At 45.7% G+C, this 26,272-nt stretch carries 25 protein-coding genes and 5 tRNA genes; 17 read left to right on the top strand and 13 right to left on the bottom strand.

The annotated features are described in order from the left end of the window. Nucleotides 1–38: 38 nt before the first annotated feature. Together NCCP2222_RS05140 and NCCP2222_RS05135 are read left to right on the top strand one after the other, a co-directional pair. The gene (locus NCCP2222_RS05140; RefSeq protein ID WP_375709167.1) at nucleotides 39–179 is read left to right on the top strand and encodes an N-acetylmuramoyl-L-alanine amidase family protein; all 141 of its coding nucleotides are present in this window, start codon (nucleotides 39–41) and stop codon (nucleotides 177–179) included. Between the two features lie 76 nt (nucleotides 180–255). Next, the gene (locus NCCP2222_RS05135) at nucleotides 256–1,311 is read left to right on the top strand and encodes an Mrp/NBP35 family ATP-binding protein (RefSeq protein WP_248510214.1); all 1,056 of its coding nucleotides are present in this window, start codon (nucleotides 256–258) and stop codon (nucleotides 1,309–1,311) included. A 17-nt stretch (nucleotides 1,312–1,328) separates the two neighbouring features. On the opposite strand, the gene gerD is transcribed toward NCCP2222_RS05135, so the two are convergent. Further along, on the bottom strand, nucleotides 1,329–1,940 hold the full coding sequence (gene gerD / locus NCCP2222_RS05130; protein WP_248510213.1) for a spore germination lipoprotein GerD: 612 nt from the start codon (nucleotides 1,938–1,940) through the stop codon (nucleotides 1,329–1,331). A 141-nt stretch (nucleotides 1,941–2,081) separates the two neighbouring features. On the opposite strand from gerD, the gene NCCP2222_RS05125 reads away from it, so the two are divergent. Further along, nucleotides 2,082–2,747: a KinB-signaling pathway activation protein gene (locus NCCP2222_RS05125; protein WP_248510211.1), complete on the top strand. Its 666-nt coding sequence runs from the start codon at nucleotides 2,082–2,084 to the stop codon at nucleotides 2,745–2,747. An 86-nt stretch (nucleotides 2,748–2,833) separates the two neighbouring features. Here NCCP2222_RS05125 and NCCP2222_RS05120 read toward each other — a convergent pair whose 3' ends face one another. Beyond that, nucleotides 2,834–3,493 (bottom strand): polysaccharide deacetylase family protein, encoded by a 660-nt coding sequence (locus NCCP2222_RS05120; protein ID WP_248510209.1) that lies wholly within the window; start codon nucleotides 3,491–3,493, stop codon nucleotides 2,834–2,836. A gap of 163 nt (nucleotides 3,494–3,656) precedes the next feature. On the opposite strand from NCCP2222_RS05120, the gene NCCP2222_RS05115 reads away from it, so the two are divergent. The 12 genes from NCCP2222_RS05115 (at nucleotide 3,657) to glmM (ending at nucleotide 12,990) form a co-directional block, all read left to right on the top strand. After that, nucleotides 3,657–3,731, top strand: a tRNA-Asn gene (locus tag NCCP2222_RS05115). 149 nt (nucleotides 3,732–3,880) lie between these two features. Continuing rightward, nucleotides 3,881–3,956: transfer RNA gene (locus tag NCCP2222_RS05110), tRNA-Thr, on the top strand. 71 nt (nucleotides 3,957–4,027) lie between these two features. After that, a tRNA-Tyr gene (locus tag NCCP2222_RS05105) sits at nucleotides 4,028–4,112 on the top strand. Between the two features lie 12 nt (nucleotides 4,113–4,124). Then, nucleotides 4,125–4,199: transfer RNA gene (locus NCCP2222_RS05100), tRNA-Glu, on the top strand. Between the two features lie 72 nt (nucleotides 4,200–4,271). After that, nucleotides 4,272–4,346: transfer RNA gene (locus tag NCCP2222_RS05095), tRNA-Gln, on the top strand. Between the two features lie 273 nt (nucleotides 4,347–4,619). Then, entirely contained in the window at nucleotides 4,620–6,710 is a 2,091-nt protein-coding gene (locus tag NCCP2222_RS05090; RefSeq protein WP_248510207.1) for a sensor domain-containing protein, read from the top strand. A gap of 85 nt (nucleotides 6,711–6,795) precedes the next feature. Next, complete coding sequence (gene rocF, locus NCCP2222_RS05085) at nucleotides 6,796–7,701, top strand: arginase (RefSeq protein WP_248510205.1); 906 nt, start codon at nucleotides 6,796–6,798, stop codon at nucleotides 7,699–7,701. Nucleotides 7,702–8,001: 300 nt separating this feature from the next. Then, nucleotides 8,002–8,565, top strand: coding sequence for an RNA polymerase sigma factor SigW (gene sigW, locus NCCP2222_RS05080; RefSeq protein WP_248510203.1), 564 nt, complete (start codon nucleotides 8,002–8,004; stop codon nucleotides 8,563–8,565). A gap of 13 nt (nucleotides 8,566–8,578) precedes the next feature. Next, entirely contained in the window at nucleotides 8,579–9,226 is a 648-nt protein-coding gene (locus NCCP2222_RS05075; RefSeq protein WP_248510194.1) for an anti-sigma factor family protein, read from the top strand. Between the two features lie 235 nt (nucleotides 9,227–9,461). Continuing rightward, nucleotides 9,462–10,298: a diadenylate cyclase CdaA gene (cdaA, locus tag NCCP2222_RS05070; protein ID WP_248510193.1), complete on the top strand. Its 837-nt coding sequence runs from the start codon at nucleotides 9,462–9,464 to the stop codon at nucleotides 10,296–10,298. After that, the gene (locus NCCP2222_RS05065) at nucleotides 10,291–11,598 is read left to right on the top strand and encodes a CdaR family protein (RefSeq protein WP_248510192.1); all 1,308 of its coding nucleotides are present in this window, start codon (nucleotides 10,291–10,293) and stop codon (nucleotides 11,596–11,598) included. Before cdaA ends, NCCP2222_RS05065 begins: the two co-directional genes overlap by 8 nt. Before the next feature lie 39 nt (nucleotides 11,599–11,637). Beyond that, a complete protein-coding gene (gene glmM, locus NCCP2222_RS05060) occupies nucleotides 11,638–12,990 on the top strand; it encodes a phosphoglucosamine mutase (protein WP_238083594.1) in 1,353 nt (450 codons plus the stop codon). Between the two features lie 84 nt (nucleotides 12,991–13,074). Here glmM and pstA read toward each other — a convergent pair whose 3' ends face one another. The 4 genes from pstA to pstB all read right to left on the bottom strand — a co-directional run bounded on the left by pstA (nucleotide 13,075) and on the right by pstB (nucleotide 17,016). After that, the gene (gene pstA, locus NCCP2222_RS05055) at nucleotides 13,075–13,959 is read right to left on the bottom strand and encodes a phosphate ABC transporter permease PstA (RefSeq protein WP_248510191.1); all 885 of its coding nucleotides are present in this window, start codon (nucleotides 13,957–13,959) and stop codon (nucleotides 13,075–13,077) included. 1 nt (nucleotide 13,960) lies between these two features. Continuing rightward, nucleotides 13,961–14,911, bottom strand: coding sequence for a phosphate ABC transporter permease subunit PstC (pstC, locus tag NCCP2222_RS05050; RefSeq protein ID WP_248510189.1), 951 nt, complete (start codon nucleotides 14,909–14,911; stop codon nucleotides 13,961–13,963). A gap of 74 nt (nucleotides 14,912–14,985) precedes the next feature. Further along, nucleotides 14,986–15,996 carry a PstS family phosphate ABC transporter substrate-binding protein gene (locus NCCP2222_RS05045; protein ID WP_248510187.1) on the bottom strand — a complete coding sequence of 337 codons (1,011 nt, stop codon included), beginning with the start codon at nucleotides 15,994–15,996 and terminating at the stop codon, nucleotides 14,986–14,988. A 204-nt stretch (nucleotides 15,997–16,200) separates the two neighbouring features. Beyond that, nucleotides 16,201–17,016 carry a phosphate ABC transporter ATP-binding protein PstB gene (gene pstB / locus NCCP2222_RS05040; protein WP_248510186.1) on the bottom strand — a complete coding sequence of 272 codons (816 nt, stop codon included), beginning with the start codon at nucleotides 17,014–17,016 and terminating at the stop codon, nucleotides 16,201–16,203. Nucleotides 17,017–17,289: 273 nt separating this feature from the next. Here pstB and NCCP2222_RS05035 point away from each other — a divergent pair, with 273 nt between their 5' ends. After that, complete coding sequence (locus NCCP2222_RS05035) at nucleotides 17,290–17,451, top strand: hypothetical protein (protein WP_248510185.1); 162 nt, start codon at nucleotides 17,290–17,292, stop codon at nucleotides 17,449–17,451. A gap of 300 nt (nucleotides 17,452–17,751) precedes the next feature. Here NCCP2222_RS05035 and NCCP2222_RS05030 read toward each other — a convergent pair whose 3' ends face one another. Further along, nucleotides 17,752–18,192 (bottom strand): YtoQ family protein, encoded by a 441-nt coding sequence (locus tag NCCP2222_RS05030; protein ID WP_248510184.1) that lies wholly within the window; start codon nucleotides 18,190–18,192, stop codon nucleotides 17,752–17,754. Between the two features lie 105 nt (nucleotides 18,193–18,297). Between NCCP2222_RS05030 and NCCP2222_RS05025 the strand changes: the two genes are divergently transcribed. Beyond that, nucleotides 18,298–19,869: an amidohydrolase gene (locus tag NCCP2222_RS05025; protein ID WP_248510183.1), complete on the top strand. Its 1,572-nt coding sequence runs from the start codon at nucleotides 18,298–18,300 to the stop codon at nucleotides 19,867–19,869. Nucleotides 19,870–19,916: 47 nt separating this feature from the next. On the opposite strand, the gene NCCP2222_RS05020 is transcribed toward NCCP2222_RS05025, so the two are convergent. The 6 genes from NCCP2222_RS05020 to NCCP2222_RS04995 all read right to left on the bottom strand — a co-directional run bounded on the left by NCCP2222_RS05020 (nucleotide 19,917) and on the right by NCCP2222_RS04995 (nucleotide 26,178). Next, entirely contained in the window at nucleotides 19,917–22,571 is a 2,655-nt protein-coding gene (locus tag NCCP2222_RS05020) for an MMPL family transporter (RefSeq protein ID WP_248510182.1), read from the bottom strand. Nucleotides 22,572–22,573: 2 nt separating this feature from the next. Beyond that, the gene (locus tag NCCP2222_RS05015) at nucleotides 22,574–23,020 is read right to left on the bottom strand and encodes a MarR family winged helix-turn-helix transcriptional regulator (protein WP_248510180.1); all 447 of its coding nucleotides are present in this window, start codon (nucleotides 23,018–23,020) and stop codon (nucleotides 22,574–22,576) included. Nucleotides 23,021–23,235: 215 nt separating this feature from the next. Next, the gene (locus tag NCCP2222_RS05010; RefSeq protein ID WP_248510177.1) at nucleotides 23,236–24,816 is read right to left on the bottom strand and encodes a DUF4179 domain-containing protein; all 1,581 of its coding nucleotides are present in this window, start codon (nucleotides 24,814–24,816) and stop codon (nucleotides 23,236–23,238) included. Continuing rightward, the gene (locus NCCP2222_RS05005) at nucleotides 24,794–25,360 is read right to left on the bottom strand and encodes an RNA polymerase sigma factor (protein ID WP_248510174.1); all 567 of its coding nucleotides are present in this window, start codon (nucleotides 25,358–25,360) and stop codon (nucleotides 24,794–24,796) included. Before NCCP2222_RS05005 ends, NCCP2222_RS05010 begins: the two co-directional genes overlap by 23 nt. A 178-nt stretch (nucleotides 25,361–25,538) precedes the next feature. Next, nucleotides 25,539–25,877 (bottom strand): hypothetical protein, encoded by a 339-nt coding sequence (locus NCCP2222_RS05000; RefSeq protein ID WP_248510171.1) that lies wholly within the window; start codon nucleotides 25,875–25,877, stop codon nucleotides 25,539–25,541. Next, complete coding sequence (locus NCCP2222_RS04995; protein WP_248510170.1) at nucleotides 25,855–26,178, bottom strand: hypothetical protein; 324 nt, start codon at nucleotides 26,176–26,178, stop codon at nucleotides 25,855–25,857. The genes NCCP2222_RS05000 and NCCP2222_RS04995 overlap by 23 nt, the downstream gene beginning before the upstream one ends. Nucleotides 26,179–26,272 lie beyond the last annotated feature (94 nt).

The following is a 26,272-nucleotide window of genomic DNA, read 5'->3' as shown; positions in this document are numbered from 1 at the left end:
TCTCGATTAAAGGGGTCTATTTATTGAAAAAAGTTCCTATGCCTTCTGTGTTGGTTGAAACAGGCTTCATCTCCAATCCGGAAGAACGCGGATTGCTCGTTGATCCGGCTTACCAAGCCAAAGTGGCCGACTCCATCGTAGAAGGAATCATTCAATATTATGATTTAGAAGAGAGATGAAGCAGATACCCGCTTTGTATGAGTTGTACTATGGTATACTTAGAGGAGAAAATTAGCCTCTAAGGAGTGTTTTATCGTGTTGACAGAACAGAACGTCCGTGACATTGTCGGCGAATTACAAGATCCGTTTCTACATAGACCGTTATCCGAGACAGGCGGAATTGTAAATGTGTCCGTAAAAGAGGAAAAAGCGCACGTCAGTGTGAAGCTGGCCATAGCTAAAATTAATACAGCGGAACAAATGGCTTTGCAAATGAAAGTTGTCGAAGTATTAAAAGCGGCAGGAGCCGATTCAGTTGGAATTCGCTTTGAAGAACTGCCAGCCGAAACACTTGAGAAATTCAGAGGAACCGCAACGGAAGCAGAGACGCAAGACTTGCTCTCTCCTTTAAATGATATTACCTTCATTTCGATTGCTTCGGGCAAAGGCGGTGTTGGCAAGTCGACTGTCTCTGTCAATCTGGCAGTCGCCCTTGCCAGACTTGGCAAAAAGGTCGGTTTAATTGATGCGGATATTTATGGATTCAGCATCCCAGATATGATGGGGATCACTGATTTGCCGATCGTTCGCGGCGACCGGATCATCCCGGTCGATCGATTTGGCGTCAAGGTCATTTCCATGGGCTTCTTCGTTGAAGATAATGCGCCGGTCGTCTGGCGCGGTCCGATGTTAGGTAAGGTGCTGGACCAATTTTTCAGAGATGTAGAATGGGGTCCTCTTGATTACCTTATCTTGGACTTGCCGCCGGGCACGGGGGATGTGGCGCTTGATATCCACCAGATGATTCCATCATCCAAGGAGATTGTTGTTACTACTCCACATCCAACCGCTGCATTCGTAGCTGCGCGAGCAGGTGCTATGGCACTTCAGACAGAACATGAGATTTTAGGTGTCATTGAAAATATGGCATGGTTCGAATCGAAGGTAACGGGAGAGAAAGAGTACGTCTTCGGATCAGGAGGCGGCCCGAAGCTTGCTGAAGAGCTGCGTACAGAATTGTTAGGGCAGATACCTTTAGGACAGCCTGATTGGAATGAAAGTGACTTTGCGCCATCGGTATATGGGGAAGATCATCCAATTGGCTCGATTTATAAGCAGATTGCTTCAGAAGTGATTGAAAAGACGAAATGAAAAAAGGCGGGGAAGGCTTATTGGCCTCCTCCGCCTTTTTCTCCTCCTCCTCCGCTTCCGCCACCTTGGCCGCCCCCACCTTTATCCTCGCTTTTAGTCGGTGTGACTTCTCCGGCTTTTAAAATCAGTTCCTGCCACTTGGCTTGCATGAGTGGATTGTTGATCGTATCCTCAACGGATTTTTCCATCTGTTTTTTCAACTCGGATGATTTTAATATCGTTTCCATTTGCTTCTGCATATCCGGTTGAGCAAAGAAATCCTGCATTTCCTTTTGGAATGATGAATCATTCATGAGTTGTGACATAATATCTTGTTGCTGTTTTTTCATGCTTTTGGCAACAGCTTCTGTGAATTTTGGGTCCTCAAACGCATGTTTCCAGAAATCCTCGCCCTTTTTCGACAGCAGTGTATCTTCAATGGACTTTTTCACTTCCGGCTGCTCCAACACAATCAGTTCCCTAAATTCAGGGTCACTTAATGTTTTCCGGAGTGCTTTTTTTCCATCTTCGGTTTGCAGTGCATCGGTCATCATCTTTTTCATTTCGTCATAATTCGGATTCTGCTGCTGCTGAGTACAGCCCATCAGCAGAAACGCACAAGCGACGATAAAGATCCACTTCTTTCTCATGGATATCAAATTCCCTTCCAGCTGCTTTTTCAATTATTGTTCACAATATGGTGCGTAATATGCATAGATCACACAATGAAATAGATTTTTTGCAAAAACGTTGATACACTTATGGAAGCAATTGAAAAGGGGAACGATGTAGTGACAATACGAAATTGGGTAAAGTTCTTTTTTAATGCATTGTTAATTGGAGGAGGGATCACGGCAATTGCAGGGCTGATTGTCCGGTGGGAATTCTTCTCGCAATATGTGGCGTCCGGAGAATATCTGGAATTTATCGGCGCTTTTTTATGGATGATCTTTCTCGGTTTTACAATGAGTGTTGTAGCACAAATGGGCTTTTTTGCTTATTTGACAGTACACCAATTCGGGGTGAACATGTTCCGCTCGTTAACATTATGGAATTGGGTGCAGCTGCTGATCATCGCGGTTGTCCTGTTTGATCTTATCTTCTTCAGATTTGAACTGACGTCTGGAAATACGGGACGGACGGTATTATATTTAGTGTTGCTGTTCACACTATTGGCTACTTCCATTGTCACAGCTTATTACAAAGCGAAGTGGACAAAAAAACATGCCCTTATCTCCGCCTTGTTTTTCATGATTGTCATTACGACACTTGAATGGCTGCCTGCGTTAATGGTTCGCTCCGGCAATATTGATTCATGGGTGACGATCTTATTATTCCCATTGCTTGCGGTAAATGCATATCAATTATTAATGCTGCCTAAGTATAATCGGAAATCTGACGAGGACAAAGCCAAATTAGAGGAGCGCCGAAAAGCGCGGAAATTGGCGAAATCATAATGAACATGAAAAAGGCGGTTGGATCTTTAGATTCCAAGCCGCCTTTTGTGTAGATGTTCTTTCCTGAGATGGAAGGAGCATCCACCCTATTTCGGTATTTTCTTCACTTTTGCTGACATGGCAAACAGTACATCTTCCAGTGGGTGAAATTCCCTGCTATCCATTAAGTTCTTCAAATCTACGAACGATACTCTGACTTCACGATGCAGCGGCACAGATAGGATTTCTCCCTCGATGACGGGTGGAACTTCTCCGCCAGTGTAAATGGCAGAAGAGCCAAGTGCGTTAACTTCCGCTTCCCATAATGCAGTGCGAAGTGGATAAGGAAAATCCTCATCCGCCGTTCGGAACCAGAGCGGTTGTGAACCGAAAACTTTTTCAAATCGTTCCAATTGGCCAATCAGCAATTCAGTATTTTGGTGATATGCTTCCCCGGGATGTCCTAAAAGAGCAACCGGAATGTTCTTCTCTTTAATCAACTCCACTGTCTCTGGAAAGCGATCGACCCAATCCATATCGAGAAACAAGAGCGGGTAGGGGGCTTTTAAATTAGCGATCCAATTTTCGACATCCACGTCTCCAAATGAAATGTTGACAGTTAAAGCAGAACCGGATGATCCGCGCACAATAATATGTTCCGGCTCCTCCGTCAGTTTGAAGACGGACAGTAATGCGGGTTTGTTTGTGAACGGGACGAGCAATAAAATCCCGCATATGAGGATAGTTAGAATAATGATTTTCTTCATAGTAGAACCCCTTTGAAGTACGATAATAAAATACTTTATGAAATAGGCTTGACCAATATGAATCTCCGTGATAATATAAAAAAGTCGTTACGGCAAGCACATAAAAAGTCTTGAAAAAACTAAGAATTGTGGTATACTACTTTTTGTGCTCAATACATAATATTCCGCAGTAGCTCAGTGGTAGAGCAATCGGCTGTTAACCGATCGGTCGTAGGTTCGAGTCCTACCTGCGGAGCCATTTTTATTTTACAGGCTGCCACTTGCTGAAGTGGTTTTTTATTGCCAAATTAAATAAAAAATATTTCAATAACTATTGACTTTTAAAATGACCAACCTTACAATAGGTTTTGTGCCTAGGAGAGAAGAATGCTCTCAATGGACAACTCTGCTTCCATAGCTCAGCAGGTAGAGTGCTTCCATGGTAAGGAAGAGGTCGCCGGTTCGAGCCCGGCTGGAAGCTCCATTCTTAAAAAAGCTCGTATATATGCGAAAGCAGATGACATAGTCATGCGAAGCTTATCGCAATTTTAAATCGGTGGGGTAGCGAAGTGGCTAAACGCGGCGGACTGTAAATCCGCTCCCTCCGGGTTCGGCGGTTCGAATCCGTCCCCCACCACCATTTTATTTATACGGCCCCTTGGTCAAGCGGTTAAGACACCGCCCTTTCACGGCGGTAACACGGGTTCGAATCCCGTAGGGGTCACCATTTTGTTATTTTAATGTATGAAATTTGTTAAATGGTCCATAGTAAGAAAGTGAATGAACAAGATTTCAATATTGGGGTATAGCCAAGCGGTAAGGCAACGGACTTTGACTCCGTCATTCGTTGGTTCGAATCCAGCTACCCCAGCCAACCTTTACATTATTATTACTGATATAAATGAAAGTCCTTCCAACTTAGGAAGGGCTTTTTTCGTGTTTTCAAGTTTGTCCTTCGGCTGCTCTGTAGCATTTCCAAGGAAAAAATGCACAGCTCATGCTCTTTTACACGAATTCGACACAAATAAATAAAATTTATCAAGAAGGATGAAGCCTTCCCGTCATTTATATAGTATATTGTAGGTATTAAGTCCTCGTCTTAGTGTATGAAAAGACGGGAATAGCTCTTGTAGGAAGAGGTAATTGTATGCAGGATTATGTGAAGATGTTGCAAAGCATGATTGGCGAAGAAAGTTTACAATGTCCAGTGGAAATGCTGGCGGATATCGCATATGCACTCGATCAATCTGCGATTGTTGCGATTACCGACCGTGCTGGCAAGATAACATATGTCAATGACCTGTTCTGTGAAATCTCTCAATATACAGCGGAGGAGTTAATCGGTTCCACTCACCGCAAGGTTAATTCCGGATACCATTCCCCTTCGTTCTTTCAGGATATGTGGTCGACGATTGCGCGGGGGGATGTCTGGCAAGGGGAAATCCGCAATCGCGCAAAAGATGGCACGCATTACTGGGTGGATACAAAAATAATTCCGATCACTAGAGAAACTGGCTACTCGCCAGTTCAATATATAGCTTTTCGTTACAACATTACGAAAAGAAAGATAATGGAACAGAGTATGTTAGATAATGCAGAGCTGTACCGTTTAATTACCGAAAATGCATCCGATTTTATTTCTGTCATTGATCAGCATGGCCGTTTCCAATATGTATCGCCATCATTTGATAAGTTGCTGGGGTATCCGCTTTCTCTCAATGAAGATACATTCTATTCGTTTGTTGAGAAAAAAGATCACGGTCTCATTGATCGTCTTCTTGAAATGTTGGCAGAGGATACGCAGCCGGATGAGATGGAATTACAGATTGCGGGTCGTGGTGATAGTTCTCTCGTTATGAAGGTATTGGTTAACCCGATCCGAGAACCAGGACGCTATTTCCAGCACTGGGTTGTCGCCATGCAAGACGTAACAAAGCGAAAAGAAACCGAGAATCTTATTCAAAGTTTGGAGCATACGGACCAATTGACTTCGTTATACAACCGAATTTCTTTCCGGCAACAGTTATTGAATAAGGTAGAGACTTGCAAAAAAACAGGATCGACTTTCAGTTTGGTTCATTTGAATATTGACCGCTTACGGTATGTCAATGAATCCTTTGGCCATGAAAAAGGGGACTATGTTTTGTCTGTCATAGCTAAAAGGCTGCAGCAACACGTAGGAACAGAGAATCTGCTGGGGAGGATCTCAGGTGATGAATTTGCTTTTACCCTGCCAGGTTCTGTTAATCAAGCAGAAGAAATGACGCATCGGATTAAGGAAGTTGTGGAGACACCGATACAAATTGACCATCGTACCTATTCCCTTTCGACGAGCTACGGGGTTGCCTCTTATCCCGAAAACGCAGGAAATGCGTCTGAGCTAGTGAAGAATGCTGAAAAAGCCTTGCATTTTGTTAAGGAAATGGGAGGAAGTGGCTTAAAAGTTTATGAGCCAGGTACGGAAACAAAAACGCTAGAACGCATTTTATTGGAGAGTGAACTTCGTAAAAGTGTGCAGCTTGGGTACTTCACATTGGAGTACCAACCCAAGATGAATTTGGCAAGAGGCGAATTAAAAGGAGTAGAGGCGCTTGTCCGCTGGGATCACCCGGAGCTAGGCCGAATTTCTCCAGATCGTTTTATTCCACTTGCTGAAGAGAGCCGCTTAATCATTCCACTGGGGGATTGGATTTTCCAGGAGGCATGTAAGCAAGCGAAAGCCTGGCAGGAAGCGGGCTATCCCCCTGTTCGAGTTGCCATTAATATGTCGACTGTCCAGCTGGAAGACCCGGAAACGGTGGATCGGATAAAAAAAGTGTTACATTATACCGGAGTGGCGCCGGAATTAATTGAAATTGAAGTGACGGAGAGTTCATTTGCTGACAAGGAATACATGAAAGAGACATTGGAGGCGATCCGGTCGCTTGGAATTACTGTAGCAATCGATGACTTCGGTACGGGGTACAGTAATTTTAGTTATATTCAGGAATTGCCGGCTGACACGATTAAGATTGATATGTCTTTCATTCGAGGTATCGATGTGAATGAAAATAACCGCGCCATCGTGAAAGCGATTGTGACGATTGCTGAAACGGCTGGCTTGCATGTCATTGCAGAAGGAATTGAAACGGAAGAACAAGCAAGAATCTTATTGGAGCTGGGTTGTCAAGAAGGACAAGGCTATTTTTACAGCCGGCCGCTTCCTGCCGAAGATTGTTCATTGATGATGAGTCTGTAACGCATAAATATTCGAGAAAATGTCGAGTTGAGCCATTATTCAGAAGGTCTTACAATGTTGTTATGTAGAAAAGGGAGGAATTTTGATGAAGCACCTAAACATATCAATCATTGGCGTACCGTTAGATCTAGGACAAAATAGAAGAGGAGTCGACATGGGACCGAGTGCCATGCGATATGCTAACGCGGTTGGCAGGCTGGAGGCCATTGGTCATGAAGTAAAAGACGAAGGCGATGTGCAAGTGAGCGCAGTAGAAAAAAAGGAACCAAAGGACGAGCGTTTAAAAAACGTGGATGAAGTGATCCAAGCGAATACAGAACTTGCTTCCCGAGTGTCACAAGTATTGAAAAATGGCCGTTTCCCCCTTGTATTTGGCGGAGACCATAGTATTGCAATCGGTACCATCGCAGGCCTGGCAGATGCATTTAAGAACCTTGGCGTAATATGGTACGATGCACACGCTGATATGAATACAGCCGAAACTTCTCCGTCCGGCAATATTCATGGCATGCCGCTCGCTGTCAATATGGGACTTGGGCATGAACGTCTCATCAATCTTCACCGGGAAGGTCAAAAAGTGAAGCCGGAAAATATCGTCATCATTGGGGCTCGCTCTGTAGACCCAGGCGAACGGAAACTCATCAAAGAGCTAGGCATTAAGGTGTTCACTATGCATGAGATCGATAAATTCGGCATGACAGCGGTCATGGAGGAAGCCATCGCATACTTGCAATCCCGTGAAGTAGATGGTGTCCATCTATCATTGGATCTGGACGGTTTGGATCCACTTTACACACCTGGCGTAGGTACTCCGGTGCCAGGCGGTATCAGCTATCGGGAAAGCCATCTCGCTATGGAGATGCTGGAGGATTCCGGAATGATCACATCTGCTGAATTTGTGGAAGTCAATCCAATCCTTGACGAAAAGAACAAAACAGCTGAAGTGGCTGTTGCTTTAATGGGCTCCCTTTTCGGAGAAAAATTGATTTAATTACTGAACCCGCCTCTTTTGGCGGGTTTTTTGCATAGCTGGCCTGCAGTGTGATAAAATGCGTGGGAATGTGGTTGGTACATATTGGCTACGGCCACGGTCTAATCAGGGGAATGCGACTAATTAGCTGGGAGTCAAAAGTTTTTCTGTTAGGCCTTGCTAGAAAAGTAGAATATATTCGATAAAAGGAAGAAAAAATCCTTCCTCTTTGCTAAAATAAAAGTATCGAAAAAAATGAAACCTGTTGATACCTTCATTCGTATAGAAGGCACAGCCGCATGGAGCGGAGGATGAAAGTCATTGGATGAATTGGTCAATAAACGAATAAATGAAGTGTTAAAAGGCAACCATGAAGCATTCGAAGAGATCGTCACCATGTTTCAGCATCGGCTTTACCAGGTCTGCTATCGGATGCTCGGCAATCGCCAGGAAGCGGAGGATATTGCCCAGGAAGCCTTTGTACGCGCATACGTGAACATCCATACGTATGATCAAAAGAGAAAGTTCTCAACTTGGCTGTTTCGTATCGCAACTAATTTGTGCATCGATCGGATCCGGAAAAAAAAGCCGGATTATTATCTGGATGCGGAAGTACCCGGAACGGAAGGGCTCAACATGTACTCACAAATTGCGGCCACCGGTGATTTACCGGAAGAAGAAGTGGAGAAGATGGAGACACAGGAACGGATCCAATACGAAATTGGAAGACTTCCTGATAAATACCGTTCTGTCATCATACTTCGTTATATGGAAGAGCTGCCGTTGCAAGAGATCAGTGATATTTTAGAATTGCCGCTAGGGACCGTTAAAACCCGCGTACACCGCGGAAGGGAAGCACTTCGGAAACAGATGGGTAATATGTAGGAGGGAAAAAAGGATGAATACGTGTCGTGAGTCAATGATCCACTATATGCACGCGTATTTAGACGGAGATATCAGTCGGGATGAAGAGCGTGAACTGAAAGAGCATTTAGCAGTGTGTCCATCATGTAAAGAGATGATGGATGAACTGCAGTCGGCTGTTTCTTTTCTGCAATTCGCCGAGCCTGTAAAAGCGCCTGAAGGTTTTGTTTCAGGTGTTATGGACCGTCTGCCGAAAGAGAAGCCAAAGGCCGGTATTCATCGTTTGCTCCGCAGGCACCCGTTAATTGCGGCGGCGGCTATGTTTATCATACTAATGAGCGCCACACTCTTTTCGAGCTATAACAATCAGCAATTCTCGGTAACGAAACAACCGAACCTTGTCATTGAAGGCGAGACCGTTGTCGTTCCAGCAGGGGAGACCGTCAAAGGGGATATCGTCGTGAAGAACGGCAATATCCGGATTGAAGGTGAAGTAGACGGAGATGTAACTGTTATCAATGGATCTAAATATATGGCTTCCACAGCCATTGTCACAGGGAAGAGTGAAGAAATTGATAAAGCTTTCGATTGGCTCTGGTATAAAATCAAATCGACTGTGAAGGGTCTACTTCCTACTTCTGATACTGGCAAGGATGGAGATTCGCATACCGATAGTGAATAAGCGACCGGGGAGGCTCTTGGGCCCCCCGATCGTTTTTTTATTGCAGCTGCGGGAACATGCTTAGTGGCAAAGCAGAGAAGTCAAACTGGAAGTAATAGATGCAAAATATACCCTTATTCTTTTACTGCTTGGTAAGTGAATCTTACGCAACTGTAATCAATCTGTAAGGGGCGGCGTAACTATCTGTATGCTATAATTAAAAAATAAGAAATTGGAAATGAAGGTAGGGGAGCACATGCCTATTTGGGAATCATTAACGAATTCAAGTCCGGCTGAAATACTGAAAAACATTGTGGATGTGCTTCTTGTATGGTTCGTCTTCTATAAATTGTTCACTATCATTCGAGGAACAAAGGCGGTCCAACTGCTGAAAGGAATTTTCGTCATCCTCATTGTCCGCATCCTAACGGAATTTCTAGGACTCGATACGTTAAGGTGGATGATGGAACAAGTACTCCGATTTGGATTTCTCGCTATTATCATTTTGTTCCAGCCTGAATTGCGTCGTGCACTTGAACAATTGGGAAGAGGCCGTCTGTTCTCACGTTCAGCCTTGCAAGAGGCGGAAGAGCGTGATCGCCTGATTGAAGCCTTCAGCAAGTCGGTGAGCTATATGGCGAAACGTAGAATTGGTGCACTCATTTCGATTGAACGGGAAACGGGATTAAGTGATTATATCGAGACAGGCATCCCGATGAATTCAAATGTATCGTCCGAGTTGCTCATCAATATTTTTATACCGAATACTCCGTTGCATGATGGCGCTGTCATTATCCAGAGAAATCGGATTGCGGCGGCTGCCTGCTATTTACCGTTGTCTGAGAACCCGTTCATATCCAAGGAATTAGGAACCCGCCATCGGGCCGCGTTAGGTATCAGTGAAGTGACAGACGCGATTACGATTGTAGTTTCGGAGGAAACGGGAGCTGTCAGTATAACTGTCAACGGGGACATTAACCGGAACCTATCCATGGAGGAATTTGAAAACCAATTGCGGACTGTCTGGTTCGGACCGGAAATAGAACAGACAAATACCTCTTTGTGGAAATGGGGGAAGCGGAAAAATGGATAACTTGTTTGATCGCCCTTGGTTTCTTCGCTTCACAGCATTGGCTTTGGCTGTTTTCTTCTTTTTCACCGTCCAGGCAGAAGAGGAAAATAATTCAAGTACGACGATCGGTGATACCATGGACATCCTTCGCGATGTCCCAGTAGAAGTGTATTACGATACCGAAAACCTAGTTGTGACGGGTGTTCCGGAAACCGTAAATATGAAGATAGAAGGTCCAGCCAATATCGTTCAGTCGACAAAATTGTTGAGGGACTTTTCCTTGAAAGTGGATTTGAGAGAATCGACTATGGGTGAGCATACGGTGCAAATCAAAACAGAAAACCTTTCAGACAAGCTGAAAGTGACACTTGATCCCGCTATGGTCGATGTGAAAATTGAAGAAAAGATCACACAATCATTCCGGGTCGATCCAGAATTGAACGAGCGATTGCTTGCAGAGGATTATAATGTTGTTAAAATGGAAGTGGAGCCTTCGAGCATTGAAGTGACAGGTGCGAAAAGTGTCATTGAATCGATCAGTTTTGTTAAGGTTTCAGCTACAAAAGAAAAGGGAATTGATAAATCGTTTGAGCAAAAAGCAAGAGTGCGAGTGCTTGATAGAGAGCTTAATAAGTTAAATGTGACCATGTCCCCTGAGGAAGTGACCGTAAAAGTTCAAATAGAACAAAACAATAAAGAAGTCCCGATCGTATTGAAGCAGAAAGGGACCCCTGCGGATGGTATCACCATTAATTCCATAACGAGCGATGCCAAAGAAGTGAAGCTGTTCGGCCCGCGGGCTGCCCTTGATCCGATTAAGGAGCTGGCAGTCAATGTGGATGTGGCGGATATTAATGAGTCGGGAACTTATGAGGTCACCTTGCCAAAGCCGAAAGGGGTCAAAAACGTTTCATCTGAAAAGATAAAAGTAACGATTAATGTCACGAAAGAGGCAAATTCAGATGAATCGCCCCCGGAAGCTTCAGTCGAACCGGACACTGAACCAGACTCTGAAACAGAAACGACCGTACAAATGAAAGTAACAAAAAAATTTTCGAATGTACCTGTAGAAATAAGAGGGCTTCAACCACAATATAAAAGCACATTCAGCAAACCCCTAAATGGGCTTGTCGATGTGACGGTAACTGCTGATCAGGATGTCATCAATTCACTAAAGACGTCCGATTTCAATCTCTTCATCGATACATCGAAAGTAAATGCGGAAGGGGAGCAGACGTTTCCCATACAGGCTGAAATGCCGGATGCCATCGCATGGAAGCTTTCTGATGAAGAAGTGACATTGGAAATCGTGTTAGCTTGATAAAAGACAGAATGCATAGCGTTGAAAGGGAGAATCATTATGACAAAGTATTTCGGAACCGATGGTGTTCGTGGGATTGCAAATAAAGAATTGACACCTGAACTGGCTTTTAAATTAGGCAGGCTGGGCGGATATGTACTGACCAAAGACTTGACAGATAAAGCGCAAGTATTAGTCGGAAGAGATACCCGGATATCGGGCGAAATGCTGGAGAGTGCACTGATCGCAGGTCTCATGTCGACCGGAATCGAAGTCATGCGCCTTGGCGTCGTCAGCACACCTGGAGTAGCGTATTTAACCCGCGCGATGAACGCGCAGGCGGGTGTCATGATATCAGCTTCCCATAACCCGGTTGCCGACAATGGCATTAAGTTTTTTGGGGCGGATGGCTTCAAATTAACGGACGAGCAGGAAGAAGAAATTGAAAAGCTCCTGAACGAGGAGCAAGACCAGCTTCCACGGCCAATCGGAGCAGATGTCGGGACGGTAACGGACTACTTCGAAGGCGGTCATAAATATATTCAATACTTGAAGCAGACAGTAGACGAGGATTTCACGGATATTCATGTTGCGCTTGATTGTGCACATGGAGCCACTTCGACTTTGGCGACTCATCTGTTTGCAGATCTGGACGCAGATTTATCCACCATGGGTGCATCACCAAATGGGTTGAATATTAATGACGGCGTCGGTTCCACTCATCCGGAAGGGTTAAGCAAGCTTGTCGTGGAAAAAAGCGCGGACATTGGCTTGGCGTTTGACGGGGACGGGGATCGCCTCATTGCGGTCGATGAATTAGGACGTATTGTCGATGGCGACCAGATCATGTTCATACTCGGCAGACACCTTCAATCGAAAGGGCGTCTGAAGTCGGATACGATTGTTTCCACAATCATGAGTAACCTAGGATTCTACAAGGCGTTAGACCTTCATGGTATGAAGAGTGTCAAAACCGCAGTAGGTGACCGTTATGTTGTAGAAGAGATGAAAAAAGGCAATTACAATTTGGGTGGAGAGCAATCTGGCCATATTATTATGCTTGACTACAATACAACAGGCGATGGATTGCTGACCGCACTCCAGCTTGTCAATGTCATGAAGCGTACAGGCCGGAAACTATCAGAATTGGCCAGTGAGATGACTGTCTATCCACAGGAACTGATCAATGTGCGCGTGACAGATAAAAATGCAGTGACGGAAAACGAAACGGTGAAAAAGACGATTCAGGACGTGGAAGCCGAAATGGCAGGAAACGGCCGCGTGCTTGTGAGACCTTCAGGAACCGAACCGCTCGTTCGTGTCATGGTAGAAGCACCGGATCAGCACGACTGCTCCCGCTATGTGCAGCGAATTGCAGATGTGGTCCGTTCTGAAATGGGTACGGAAGAATAAGAGGAAAGCTGGAAGGACTCCGAGAGTTCTACCAGCTTTTTTTCTTGGAATAGAATGCAAAAAAACCGTCGTTAGACGGTTTTTCTAGTAGCTTTTCTGGAATTTGTTCCGGATGATGATCGCGGATGAATTAAGCACGAACAAGGTAATGAGCAAGACGATGATCGTGGCCGATGCCAGGTTTGCATATTCCGCTACGAGCGAGGAATCGAGTGTCCAGTAGTAGATTTGCATCGGCAGTACTGTAAATCGATCAAGAATGCCGCCTGGGAAAGGAATGAGCAAGGCGGGTATTCCGATGACGACAAGAGGAGCTGTTTCCCCGATTGCTCTTGATAGGGAAAGAATTGCGCCTGTCAAAATACCAGGAAGGGCGGCTGGCAAGATGATCCGCTGAATCGTCTGCCATTTGGTGGCGCCTAGACCGTAGGAACCCTCGCTCATTTGGCTTGGAATGGCACGAATCGCTTCCTGGCTTGCGACAATGACAATTGGCAGGATCAGCAATGCCATCGTAAGTCCGCCTGCGAGTACGACATTCCCTAAATCGAGCAGCCGCACGAAAACGGTCAGTCCTAAAATGCCGTACACGATCGAGGGAACCCCTGCCAGATTAGCAATGTTCGTTTGAATCAAACCGACCAGACGGCCTTTCTTCGCATACATTTCCAAGAAGATGGCTGTGCCGACTCCGAGAAACATCGTAACAGGGACGACGACAAGCATGAGCCAAAACGTGCCGAGAATAGCACCCATAATACCGGCGCGTTCGGGTTGCGTTGAAAGTTTACCGGTGAGGAATTGCCAATTGATAAATTGAATTCCTTGAGAAAAGACTTGATAAAACAAAACGGCAAGTACGCCTAATCCGAAAAAAGCAGATAGCATGAAGAGGAGCTTGGCGAATTTATTCGCTCCAATCCGATATTTCATCTTTTTCATCATTATTGTTTGATTACTAAGTTGCATATTAATATTCCTCCCTGAATTTCCTTGAGACATAGCGAGCTAACAAGTTCATAAGAAGGGTGAATGCAAATAGAGTCATGGCGACAGCATACAGACTGTAATAGACAGTCGATCCGGCAGGTGCATCGCCGCCTGTCACTTCAACGATATAAGCAGTCATGGTCTGCATGGATTGAGTCACATCAAACGTAAAATTCTTTGTGCTGCCGCTTGCGATTGTCACGATCATCGTTTCCCCGATAGCGCGCGAAATACCTAAAACAAAAGAGGCAATAATACCAGAAAGAGCAGCCGGAATAACAACTTTTCTTGTCACTTCAAGCTTAGTGGAACCTAATCCTAATGCACCTTCCCGCATGCTTTGCGGTACAGAACTCATGGCATCCTCCGAAAGGGAAGCGATCATCGGGATGATCATGACACCCATAACAATGCCGGGACTTAATATATTTGTGGATTCTAATGAAGGAATCAAGTTCTTTAAAACAGGCGTGACAAATGTGAAAGCAAAGAAACCGTAAACAATGGTCGGAATGCCTGCGAGCAGTTCCAGCATTGGTTTAAGAACTTTGCGTACACGGACGGATGCATATTCGCTTAAATAAATCGCCGCCATTAATCCGATTGGCGCCGCTACCAGCATGGCGATAAGAGATGAAATAACCGTACCTGTTAAAAGGGGGAGCACACCGAACTCAGGATTTTGGCTGAGCGGTTTTAAGACGGTTCCTGTAAAAAAGTCCGCAATCGGAACCCGTTTGAAAAATTCAACGGTCTCAGATAATAAGGTGAACACAATGCCGATTGTCGTAATGACGGAGACCGATGCGATTAAAAAGAGAACGACAGGTATCCCCTTTTCGACCTTGCGTTTGATGTGCTGGGTTTTGCGGTTATGATCAATCACTTCACGGATGCTAACATCTTTTTTAGAGAAACCGCCATTTACCATAATGATAATACTCCTTCCAAATTGCAGTTTTGATAAGAAATGAGAGCTGATAGCAGCTCTCATTCTTGAATCGATTATTTTAGGCCTTCAAGGAAGCTTACATTTTCTTTCACATCAGCTTCCGGAATCGGTGCAAATCCGGTTTCTCCGGCAAACTGGTTGATGTTATTCATAACATAGATGGCATAATCCAAGACTTGTGGCTTTTCTTTCGCATGGTTCACGTTCAAGTACGTGAATACAGGACGTGTAAAGTCTGCGTAATCGCCATCTTCTGCGATCGTTTCAAGAGCTGGCTCGACAGGTCCGTTGCCAAAGTCCACGTTCACTGCTTGCAATTTATCCTTGTTATTGACGTAGTAGCCAAAACCGAAGAAGGCAATACCGTTTTTATCTTCCGAAACTAGTTTTACAAGCGTCGAATACTCTTGTTGCAAGTTTACAGAGCTGTTCATATCTTGTTTGTCCAAAATCTTTTCGTAGAAGAACTCATACGTTCCGTGGTTTTCATTTGGACCCATTGCATTGATTTTCTCATCCGGCCATTCTGGATTGATATCCGACCATTTCTCTACGCCGCCATCCGCAAGGAAAATGCTGATCAGCTGCTCAGGCGTCATTTCCTTCGCCCAGTCATTGTCTTTATTAATAACGAATGTCAAACCGTCTAATGCCACTTTCATTTCTTTTACTTCAATGCCAAGCTTCTCTGCTTCTGCCGCTTCTTCGTCTTTGATTTGGCGAGATGCGTCATTGAAGTCTGTTCCATTTTCCACTAGGAATTTCTTGAAGCCTGCACTCGTTCCAGCGCGGCTGACTTCTACCGAAACGCCTTCTTGTTCGTTTGTCATATATTCTTCAGCAATGCGGGCCATCAGCGGATATACAGTACCCGATCCGTCAATCACGACACTTCCTTCAAGTGTTGCCGCTTTTTCCTGATCCTCTTTACCTGTGGCCTCTGCCGAGGAGTTGTTGTCAGATGAGGAGCTGTCTTCCTCTTTTTCTTTGTCTGTTCCGCATGCCGCCATGATGACAGCAAATGCAGCAATGATCATGAATAAAAGAACTTTGTTGAACTTCATTCGAATTGTCCTCCCTAAATGGCTTTTGTCTTAAAGGCATCGCCTTCAATTCATAGTATAGAGGCCGTTTGTAAAGCGAGTATGGGAAACTTGTAAAGGTTTCGTAAAGGGTTGGACGCGGTAATCAATTCGAAAATACTAGATAGAAGTATTGCGTTTTTCTAGGAATAAAAAAAGCACCCGCTGCTTCGCGGATGCTGGGGGTTAGCCGAAACGGCCGTTAATATAATCATCAGTCAGCTTGTCTGATGGGTTTGTAAAAATGGTGGATGTTCGATCACACTCAATGATTTCTCCGTTCAGGAAGAAAGCAGTGCGATCAGAAATGCGGGCAGCTTGCTGCATGTTGTGCGTAACAATCGCGATCGTTACATCATTCTTAATGGCTTTGATCAGTTCTTCGATTTTATGAGTCGAAACCGGATCCAAAGCTGACGTCGGTTCATCCATGAGAATCACTTCTGGATCGACGGCAAGGCACCGTGCGATACAAAGCCGCTGCTGCTGGCCGCCTGATAACCCGTACGCACTTTTGTGCAGGCGATCCTTCACTTCATCCCACAACGCAGCCTTTTTTAAGCTGTCTTCTACAATCATATCGAGCATCGCTTTGTTTCGGATGCCATGAACGCGAGGGCCAAATGCGACATTTTCGTAGATCGATTTAGGAAAAGGATTAGGCTTCTGGAACACCATGCCCACTTTCGCGCGAAGCAGCTCCACAGGCATCGCATTACCCAAAATATTATTCCCTTTGAACGTGACACTGCCGGAAATATTCACATCCGCCACGATTTCCACCATACGATTCAACGTCTTTAAATAAGTGGACTTCCCGCAACCGGACGGCCCGATAATGGCTGTCACTTCTTTTTCATTTATATTCATCTCTATATTTTTCAAGGCATGCGATGTGCCATACCATAAATTCAAACCATGCGTTTCATATATCGGTTTCTTCCAAGTCTCGTTGTTCACGACACTGAATGGCGCTTCTTTAATCCGTTCTTTAACTACCATTTTTGAATGGCCTCCCATATTATTGAGGTTTGTTTATTCATTGTACCCGTGGATTGTTGAGCTTGTATGAAGGGATTGTTAAGAGTTTGTAAATGGTGTGTGTTTTTGATGGTGGTGGAACTGGGTGGGGTGTTGGGGGTTGAGATGCGGTGGTACTGTGGGGGAAGTCGGTGGTAAAAGGTTGAGAGTCGGTGGTAAAGGTGCTTAGGTCGGTGGTAAAAGGGAGAAACGGTGGTAAAGTTGCTCAAGTCGGTGGTAAGGGGTTGAGAGTCGGTGGTAAAGGTGCTTAGGTCGGTGGTAAAAGGGAGAAACGGTGGTAAAGTTGCTCGAGTCGGTGGTAACGGAGTCCAGGTCGGTGGTAAAGGGTTGAGAGTCGGTGGTAACGGAGTGCAGGTCGGTGGTAAAGGGCTGAGAGACGGTGGTAAAGGTGTTTAGGTCGGTGTTAAAAGGGAGAGTCGGTGGTAACGGAGTCCAGGTCGGTGGTAAAGTGCTGAGAGACGGTGGTAAAGGTGTTTAGGTCGGTGTTAAAAGGGAGAGTCGGTGGTAAAGGAGTGCAAGTTGGTGGTAAAGGGTTGAGAAACGGTGGTAATGGAGTGCAGGTCGGTGGTAAAGGGCTCAGAGACGGTGGTAAGGCTGCTCAAGTCGGTGGTAAATGAATTCCGATTATCCTCTCGCCCGAACTAAATAGAAAGAGGCCTGGCAGCTCAATGCCAGGCCTCCTTTGCCAACAGGGGATCAATCAAAAATATAATGCAATGCCTTCACGGCTTGATCGACAGTCTCCACTGTTACATGGGCTTTGCGGGAAAGCTCCTTCAACGGGTGATGCAATTTTTCTGGACGGACTAAAATGAGCGGCTTGCCTAGAGCGATGGCGCTGCTGGCGTCCATGGCAGTGTTCCATTGTTTGTATTGTTCGCCGAAAAGGGCGATGACGAGGTCGGCCTTTTTCAAGAGGATTTCAGTCCGCAGGTTGTTGAAGCTGGATGCAGCGGCATCCTTGAAGATAGCGTCAGGCTGTTTTCCGAGAATTTCTTCTCCGATGTTGTCCGACCGGTCATGATCTTCCATTGGTCCGACGAAGTCGATGGAAAGCTGAAGCGCCAACACTTTCTGTTTGATTTCTTCCCGCCAGGATGTGTGGATTTCTCCTGCCAAGTACACGGTAATTCGCATGATACGATCCCTCCCAAATATGATGCTTTCATTATAGCACTGGTCTAAAAGGATTGCCGGATGTTGCATGAAAGTTTAGAATAAAGGGAGAAGAGGGGGATTCGAATGAAGACTATTTGGCATAATGGGACGCTGTACACAATGAATCAAGAAGGCGAAACCGTAGAAGCATTGCTGACGGAAAATGGAAAGATTCTAGCAGTCGGCATATATGACGAACTGGCGCCGCAAGCGGATGCCGAAGTGGATCTCCAAGGAGCCGTGCTCTATCCGGGCTTCATTGACAATCATATGCATATGATCGGACACGGGGAGAGGCTGCTCCGGCTTGATTTATCGAAAGCGACATCCGCAGATGAGATGCTGGATCTGTTGAACAATGCCTACCCTGATATACAAGAGGATGAATGGTTCATTGGCGAGGGGTGGAATGAAAACAATTTTGCTGACCGCCGGATTTTGACGCGGCAGGAATTGGATGAAGTGACAAGCTCGCCGATGATTTTAAAAAGAACCTGCAGGCATTCAGCCCTGGTGAATTCCAAGGCGCTTGCTTTGGCAGGAATCACAAAAGATACGCCAGATCCGTCAGATGGTGTCATTGAGCGGGATGCCAATGGAGAGCCGACCGGCTTCTTGAAGGAAGGCCCGATGGACAGGTTGCTGCGTCTTGTGCCAGAACCGACCGAGGCTTCATTGACAAAGGCGCTTTCGACTTCGGTGGACAACTTACATTCACTCGGACTGACGGGTGCAGTCACTGACGATTTGGGTTATTATGGTGATTACCGGAATCCGCTTAATGCCTTTAAGAATGTCATTGGAGAAGACAAGAAAAAATTCCGGGCGCATTTACTGCGCCGCTCTACTGTCTTTGCTCAATTAATGGAAGATCAAGCGACATATGATGAACCGTGGATCGATCCAGGTGAAATGAAGTTTTTCATTGACGGTGCGCTTGGTGCACGTACTGCATTACTCAGCAAACCTTATGCGGATGATCCGTCTACGTCAGGCACTGCCGTTTTGACAGATGGGGAAATTGATGAGCATCTGGCACTCGCCCGGCAACATGGGGAAGCTGTCGCTGTCCATCTAATCGGGGACGCTGCGGTTGAAAAAGCGCTGGATGCCATTGAAAAGCACCCGGCTCCAGAGGGGAAACGGGATCGTCTCATCCATGTCAATGTCTTGCAGGATGAGTTGGTTGAACGGATGAAAAAATTACCGGTAGTCCTCGATATCCAGCCAGTGTTTGTCTCTTCTGATTTTCCGTGGGTGATGGAACGGCTAGGGGAAGATCGGCTTGACTGGGCATATGCATGGAAACGGTTAATGGGAGAGGGATTCATTTGTGGGGCAGGCTCAGATGCTCCTGTTGAAGAAGTCGATCCATTGCTTGGCATCTATGCTGCTATCGCTCGCAAGAAACCGGGCGCTGCGCATGAAGGTTACTTGATGAAGGAAGCGTTGACTCCTTTTGAAGCGGTCGGTTTATTCACAACAGGCAGTGCAGCGACAATTGGGAAGTCCGAGTCGCGCGGGAAGCTTGCCCCGGAATTTGATGCGGACTTTACAGTATTGAATGCAGACCTGTTCTCTATTCCGACAGAAGAGATCCCGAATACGGACGTGGTCATGACGGTCGTGGCAGGAGACATCGTATATAAAAAATGAAAGAAGCACCCGATCACATTAGGATCGGGTGCTTTTTAAGGTCTTTATTATCCTCGATACGGCCACCAGACACCGCGTCCAAACGACACCGTAATAGCTGGAATGAGCAATGGCAAGATAATCAAACCATACAGCAATAATCCGGTGATGACGATTGTCGCAATCTGCACAAGGCTAAGTACGCCGGATGGCATCATCGCACCGAATGTGCCAGCGAGAATGACAGCGGCAGTAATGATGACGGTGCCCATTTTCGCCATGGAGGTTACCAGGGCATCCCGGACGTTCTTTCCGTTAATGCTCTCTTCGCGGAACCGGTCAAGCAAGAAAATCGAGTAGTCCACACCGAGTGCAATCAACATGATGAACCCGAAAAATGGCACGGCCCAGCTGATGCCGTCATAGCCAAGACCGTTTACGAAAATCAGCTCCGTAATGGAGACGGACGTATAATACGTCAGCAGGAGCGAGCCGATCATATAAGCAGGCATGATCGCAGAACGGAAGAGAATGAACAAGACGACAAACAAACCAACGAGCATAATGGTTACGGTACGGGTAAAGTCTTTCGTCGAGATATCGCTCAAGTCTGCGTTCATGACTGATATTCCACTTAACGCGACATCCGCTTTTTCAAAAGGTGTGCCGATGACAGAACGCTCCATCGTTTCTTTTATATCATGAACAGTTGAAATCGCTTCCCGGGAATATGGATCCTGTTCCAGAATGACTTCAAGAATAATCCCGGTTTTATTGTCAATCGTATAGCGGTCTAACACCTGTTTAAAGTCTTTATTATCGAGCGTGCCTTCAGGAATGAACAAGCCGGTATCCTGGACGCTCTTGGAATCACCCATATCATGAAGCATGGCAGATAAATCCGAAAGACCTGAATGGATTTCACCGAGGCCTCCATTTGCAGCTTCGACCCCTTTGGCTAGCTCCGTCAATCCGCCGGAAAGAGCGCCAATCTGTCCAGTTGATCCATCCAGCTGGTTGGCGGCACCATACAAACTGTTGCTTACTTTTTTCAGTTCGCCGCTCAATGCTTTCAGTCCACCGGCTGCCTGTTCAGCTGGCATACCTTGTTCCAGCCCGCCTGCAATTTGACCAAGCTGTTCATTTATTTTCCCGATGCCGCCCGCAGCTTGACGCAATCCAGCACCGCCTGAAGAGGCAGCTGATCCGGCAGGCAATTGGCCTGTTACTTCATTCAAACCACCTTGTACTTGCTTGAGTCCTTTTTGCACCTCCGCAAGACCGGCAACGGCATCGTCCAACCCATCGGCCATTAAAGTGATCTGATGATCTACATACAAATCTTCAAGCAATTCGCCAGTCGGCCGTGTGATCGTCCTGACACTTTTAACCCCATCCACTTTCTCGAGATCTTTACTGATGGATTCGAGATACGTAATATCTTTTTCATTCACAATCGGTTCATTCTTTTTCAAAATGACTTGGACCGGCAATGAATCGCCTTCTCCAAAAGCATCCGATATCCGGTTCAGCCCCATGACCGACTCCTTGCTGTCATCGATTTCATCGACTGTGTTGAAGGAAAGATCGTTATCATACGTCAGCAATAATGGAATTGAGATGATCGCCACAATGAGCATCGACAGAAGGGGGCGGGAAACCGAGACCTTACTGAATGCAATCCAAATTTTACTGTCTTTATGGGAGGCGGCCCCTTTGGATGGCCAGAACAATTTATCCTTTAATAAAACCATGAACAACGGAACGACTGTATACAAGATGACAAGCAATACGGCGATACCGACGGCTACCGCGACAGCCGATTTGAATATCGGGAAATCAGCGAAACCGATTGCCGCAAAACCGATAAAGACGGCAGTCGCGCTAATGAATAATGTGCGGCCAGCTGTTTTATACGTATTAAGAATGGACTCTTCCACTTCATGACCCGCGAGCAACTCTTCCTTATAGCGACTGAGCAAAAGAATGCAATAGTCAGTGCCAAGGCCAAATAAAATGGCCACTAAGAAAATTTGGGTATAGTTCGACACAGGAAAGCCGAACCAATCAATGAAGAAGGCCACGAGTGATTGGCTGAGCAAGTAGGAAATCCCGACCGCCAGCAATGGAACGAATGGTGTCACGATTGAGCGGAAAACAATTAGCAACAAGCCAAAAATGAGGATGACAGTAATCAATTCCGTCTTTTTTAAGCCTTCTTGTGCACTGACATTCACGTCATTGTTTATAATGGCTTCGCCCGTTAGATAGACAGTTTCGTCTTTCGGCAAAATGTCAGCATGGATTTTATCCGCCAGATCAATGATTTCATCATGGGAGCCATCTACTGTGACGGGGACGAGAATGGTCTTCTTGTCTTCAGACACAAGCTGTGCTTCCAGTTCTTCGTTTTCAAAAGGATTTAGAACAGCCTTGACTGGTTTGCCAAGGGATTCTATTTTCTTGGCAACGGCAGAAACATCTTGCCTGCGTGCGTCATCGACTGGTTTATCAAGAGTGTAAACGAGTGAAATCGTCTCTTCAGAAACGCCAGCCTTCTCCAGAATGTCAGCTGCTTTTTGCGAATCTGCTGTATCTGGCAACTGAAATGAGCCTGCATTTTCCGCTTGCTTGGCAAGATCCGGTGATAGAATGAAAAGCGCTGCTGTCAGGGCGAGTAAACCGATAAAAATCGGCCACTTGAATTTCAAAACGAGTTTCATAGTCACATTCCTCTCATATGTAAAATATCTTTTAGTTTACGGAACGTTTTTACAAACGTATCTATTTCCTCTTCATTGATATGGCCGTTAAATAACTCAACGATACTTTCGTAGACTGCCTCATTCGATTGGCTAAGAATTTCTACTCCCGACGAAGTCAGTTCTATTACCTTTGTGCGTTGGTCAGTAGGATTCTTGGAGGAAGTGACTAATCCTTTTTCCTCTAGTCTCCTCAAGCGAATAGAAACAGCGCTCTTATGAACCCCTTGGATTTCAGCTAGCTTCCCATTCGAAAGCGGTCCTTGGGTCGAAAGAATTTTAAGCACTTGAATTTGTTCAGGTGAATATTCTTTCCAAATATCAATATCGACAGATTTCATGACCTGTTCGGAACCGTAGATCATGACTTCCTCGAATAAATCAATGGCTTCTTTCAATTTCTCTTTCAAATTAGTAGACCCCCTCAACTAATAAATATAGTTTAGGGGGTCTACTACTATTCGTCAAACTTCCAACTTGGCCGTAATCTTGAAAAGAGTGAACGGGTTGCGGCAGAGTGGGGCTTTTATTGATTGCGGCAATTTAGTGACAACCATTCTTGGCTATACAAGCAAATATAAAAGACTACTGCAAAGCCATCTGGCAAGCAGCAGTCTATCGCGTATTACTCTTTTTCAGTCAACGGAACTTTCCATTGTTTTTCAACTGGGTAATAGCTTCGTTTGGTGACGAGATAAAGCGTTAATTCCTCCGGGACTTCCTGTAACCCTTCCAACACTAAATCCAGCTCTGCCTTATGGCGTCCGTTTTTATCTTTCTCATCGAAAATGGAACCATTGAAGTTGCCGGTGTAGCTATTTCCTTGATCGTCTACAGCAATCCAGCTGCCGAAATCATCATCAAGCGAGACCATGCCGCCTTCCATTTTGATCACAACAGAGTTATCTTTGCTGAAAAGGGGCTTTTTCACGCTTTTAATTGTTAAATGACTTCCTTTATAGCTGAAGGAAACAGGATCTTTTTTAATGTCCTTTGGTTTAAATTCAAGAGAAAGGTCAGTCGGCTCCGTTTTATAGACTCCATCCAATACAAAGGTCAGTTGTTCTTCACCTTTAGGGACGAAGGAATCAATCCAAGCCGTGCCTCCTGTGATGTCAATATCCTCGCCGCTTCCTCGCAGCAAACCGGTTTCCTCTCTTGTGGAACGGCCGGCAGAGTAGATAACGTCACCTTTCGCATTTTCAATATGATAGGCAATCGAGGTGTTGTTTCCGAAGACAAGCGAATCCATGCTATCTTTGCCGAACATATCCTCAAACTTTCGTTTGGCCTCTTCTGATTTCCTTCTTTCCTCTTTTGTAAAAACAGTCTCGTACGATAATTCTATTGAAGAAGGTGCGATCTGCAGCTTTTTCAGATCGATTTGGACACCGTGATGGATCCCAGTAGCATTCTTCAAATCCATCTTCTTTGTCAGTTTGCGGTTCTCATGCAAATCGACAGGGACTTCCAGCTGCCAGTTGCCTTTGACTCCATTGAGTTCTACCAAATCAAAACGAATTGTTACGTTCTCCGAATCGCCATGACTACGCAAAGAGAATTCAATGTTGCCGTAATCGCTTCCTTCTTGCCAGCCAGTTCCCCATTCTTCCAGTGGTTGGCCATTTTGATTTGTTGCGGTGACCGTATTGCCCGATTCGTAAAACCGCAAATCGGTATCCATCGCTTTGCCGTCTTTATTCAACACTTTGTATGAAAGCGAGATTCTAGACGAATCAGCAATGACATCTTCTACAACAAACGTCAGCCCCTGATCCTCTGTTTGTAAGTTCACTCGCTCAGCCAAACCTGCATCCGCTGCTATTTTTAATCCGTTATCGACTTGGTCAGTGGAGAACAAGCCGCCTATGAATTTTGCGAAGCTTGGATTTAGACTTGCACCAATGCCGACAGCCAATAGAATTCCGGCAACGGCAACGGAAACCTGTTTCCAAGCGCTGAATCGGCGCTTTGTTACAGGTTGTTCGTAAGGCTCTACTTGATCCAATACCATATCTGCGAAGTGATCGGGCAACATCGGCGTCTTCAAAGTCTCCTCCAGGAAGACCTGTTCTTCTTGGTAAGCAGAGACCACAGTTTGGCATGACTTGCATGTCTCGACGTGTCTCTTGATTTCCGCATGCTCCTCGCTTGGCAGCAAAGAATCAACATATTGTGAAAGTTTATCCCCCGTTGGACAATTCATGATAAAAACCTCCTTCACGTTTCACGGTGTCTCTCATCTTTTTCTTCGCCCGATGCAGTTTATTCCGAACGGTAGACAAAGGAACGCCCAGCAGTTCAGAAATCTCCTCGTAACTAATTTCGTTCACATAGCGAAGAAGGATGATGAGTCGCTCGTCCTCCGGCAAAGTGGAGATCAGTCGCTCCAATTGACGGCTTTTCTCTTTTTTCAAAAACACGATTTCAGGATGATTGGGGTTGATGATCGCTTCTTCGTCCAGTTGCACCTGCACAGTGGAATACTGCTTTTTTCGAAACTCATCCATGCAATGATTGATGGCCACCCGGTAGAGCCATCCGGAAAAAGCGCCGCCTCCATCATATTTGTGAAGATTGCGGTACACTTTAATAAAAGCATCTTGTACAAGATCTTGAGCGTCCTGCGGATTTTTGGTCATCCGCAAAATGGTTGCATATAGTGGGTTTTTATATCGATTAATAATGTTAGCGAACGCTTGCTTATCGCCTGCCAATACTTGGCGTATCCAAAGCTGCTCTTCTGCCATGGTGACCTCCTTGCTTGAAACGGACATGCGCATGTCTTTATTTGTTTCATTCAGTATAACGGGTCAAGTGGTGAAAAAATTTCATTTCGATGAAAATTAGTTTGAACGGCAGAAGCCCGGAGCTGAATAACAGAAACTAGAGTTAAAAGTGAGAATCCGGACGCCAATGCCAGAAAAACTAGGACGCCAGATAATCAAGTCGAACGCCAGAAACCGTAGCCGAACGCCAGATAATCAAGTTGAACGCCAGAAACCGTGGCCGAACGCCAGATAATCGAGTTGAACGCCAGAAACCGTGGCCGAACGCCAGATAATCGAGTTGAACGCCAGAAACCGTAGCCGAACGCCAGATAATCAAGTCGAACGCCAGAAACCGTGGCTGAACGCCAGATAATCGAGTTGAACGCCAGAAACCGTGGCCGAACGCCAGATACCGTGGCCGAACGCCAGATAATCGAGTTGAACGCCAGAAACCGTGGCCGAACGCCAGATTATCAAGTTGAAAGGCAGAAACCACGGCTGAACGCCAGATAATCGAGTTGAACGCCAGAAACCGTGGCCGAACGCCAGATAATCGAGTCGAACGCCAGAAACCGTGGCCGAACGCCAGATAATCGAGTTGAACGCCAGAAACCGTGGCCGAACGCCAGATAATCGAGTTGAACGCCAGAAACCGTGGCCGAACGCCAGATAATCAAGTCGAACGCCAGAAACCGTGGCCGAACGCCAGATAATCGAGTTGGACGCCAGAAACCGTGGCTGAACGCCAGAAACCGTGGCTGAACGCCAATAACTCCAGCTGAACGCCAATAACTCAAGCCGATCGCCAATAACTCGAGCTGAACGCCAATAAACCTAATGCGAACGCTAGAATTTTGATCAGGCGCCCTAAAACCGGACTAATCGTAGGAG

The organism is Sporosarcina sp. NCCP-2222 (assembly GCF_023168145.1).
GTDB lineage: Bacteria > Bacillota > Bacilli > Bacillales_A > Planococcaceae > Sporosarcina.
The sequence above is the reverse complement of the archived record's forward strand: the minus strand, read 5'-3'. Positions and strand labels throughout refer to the sequence as shown.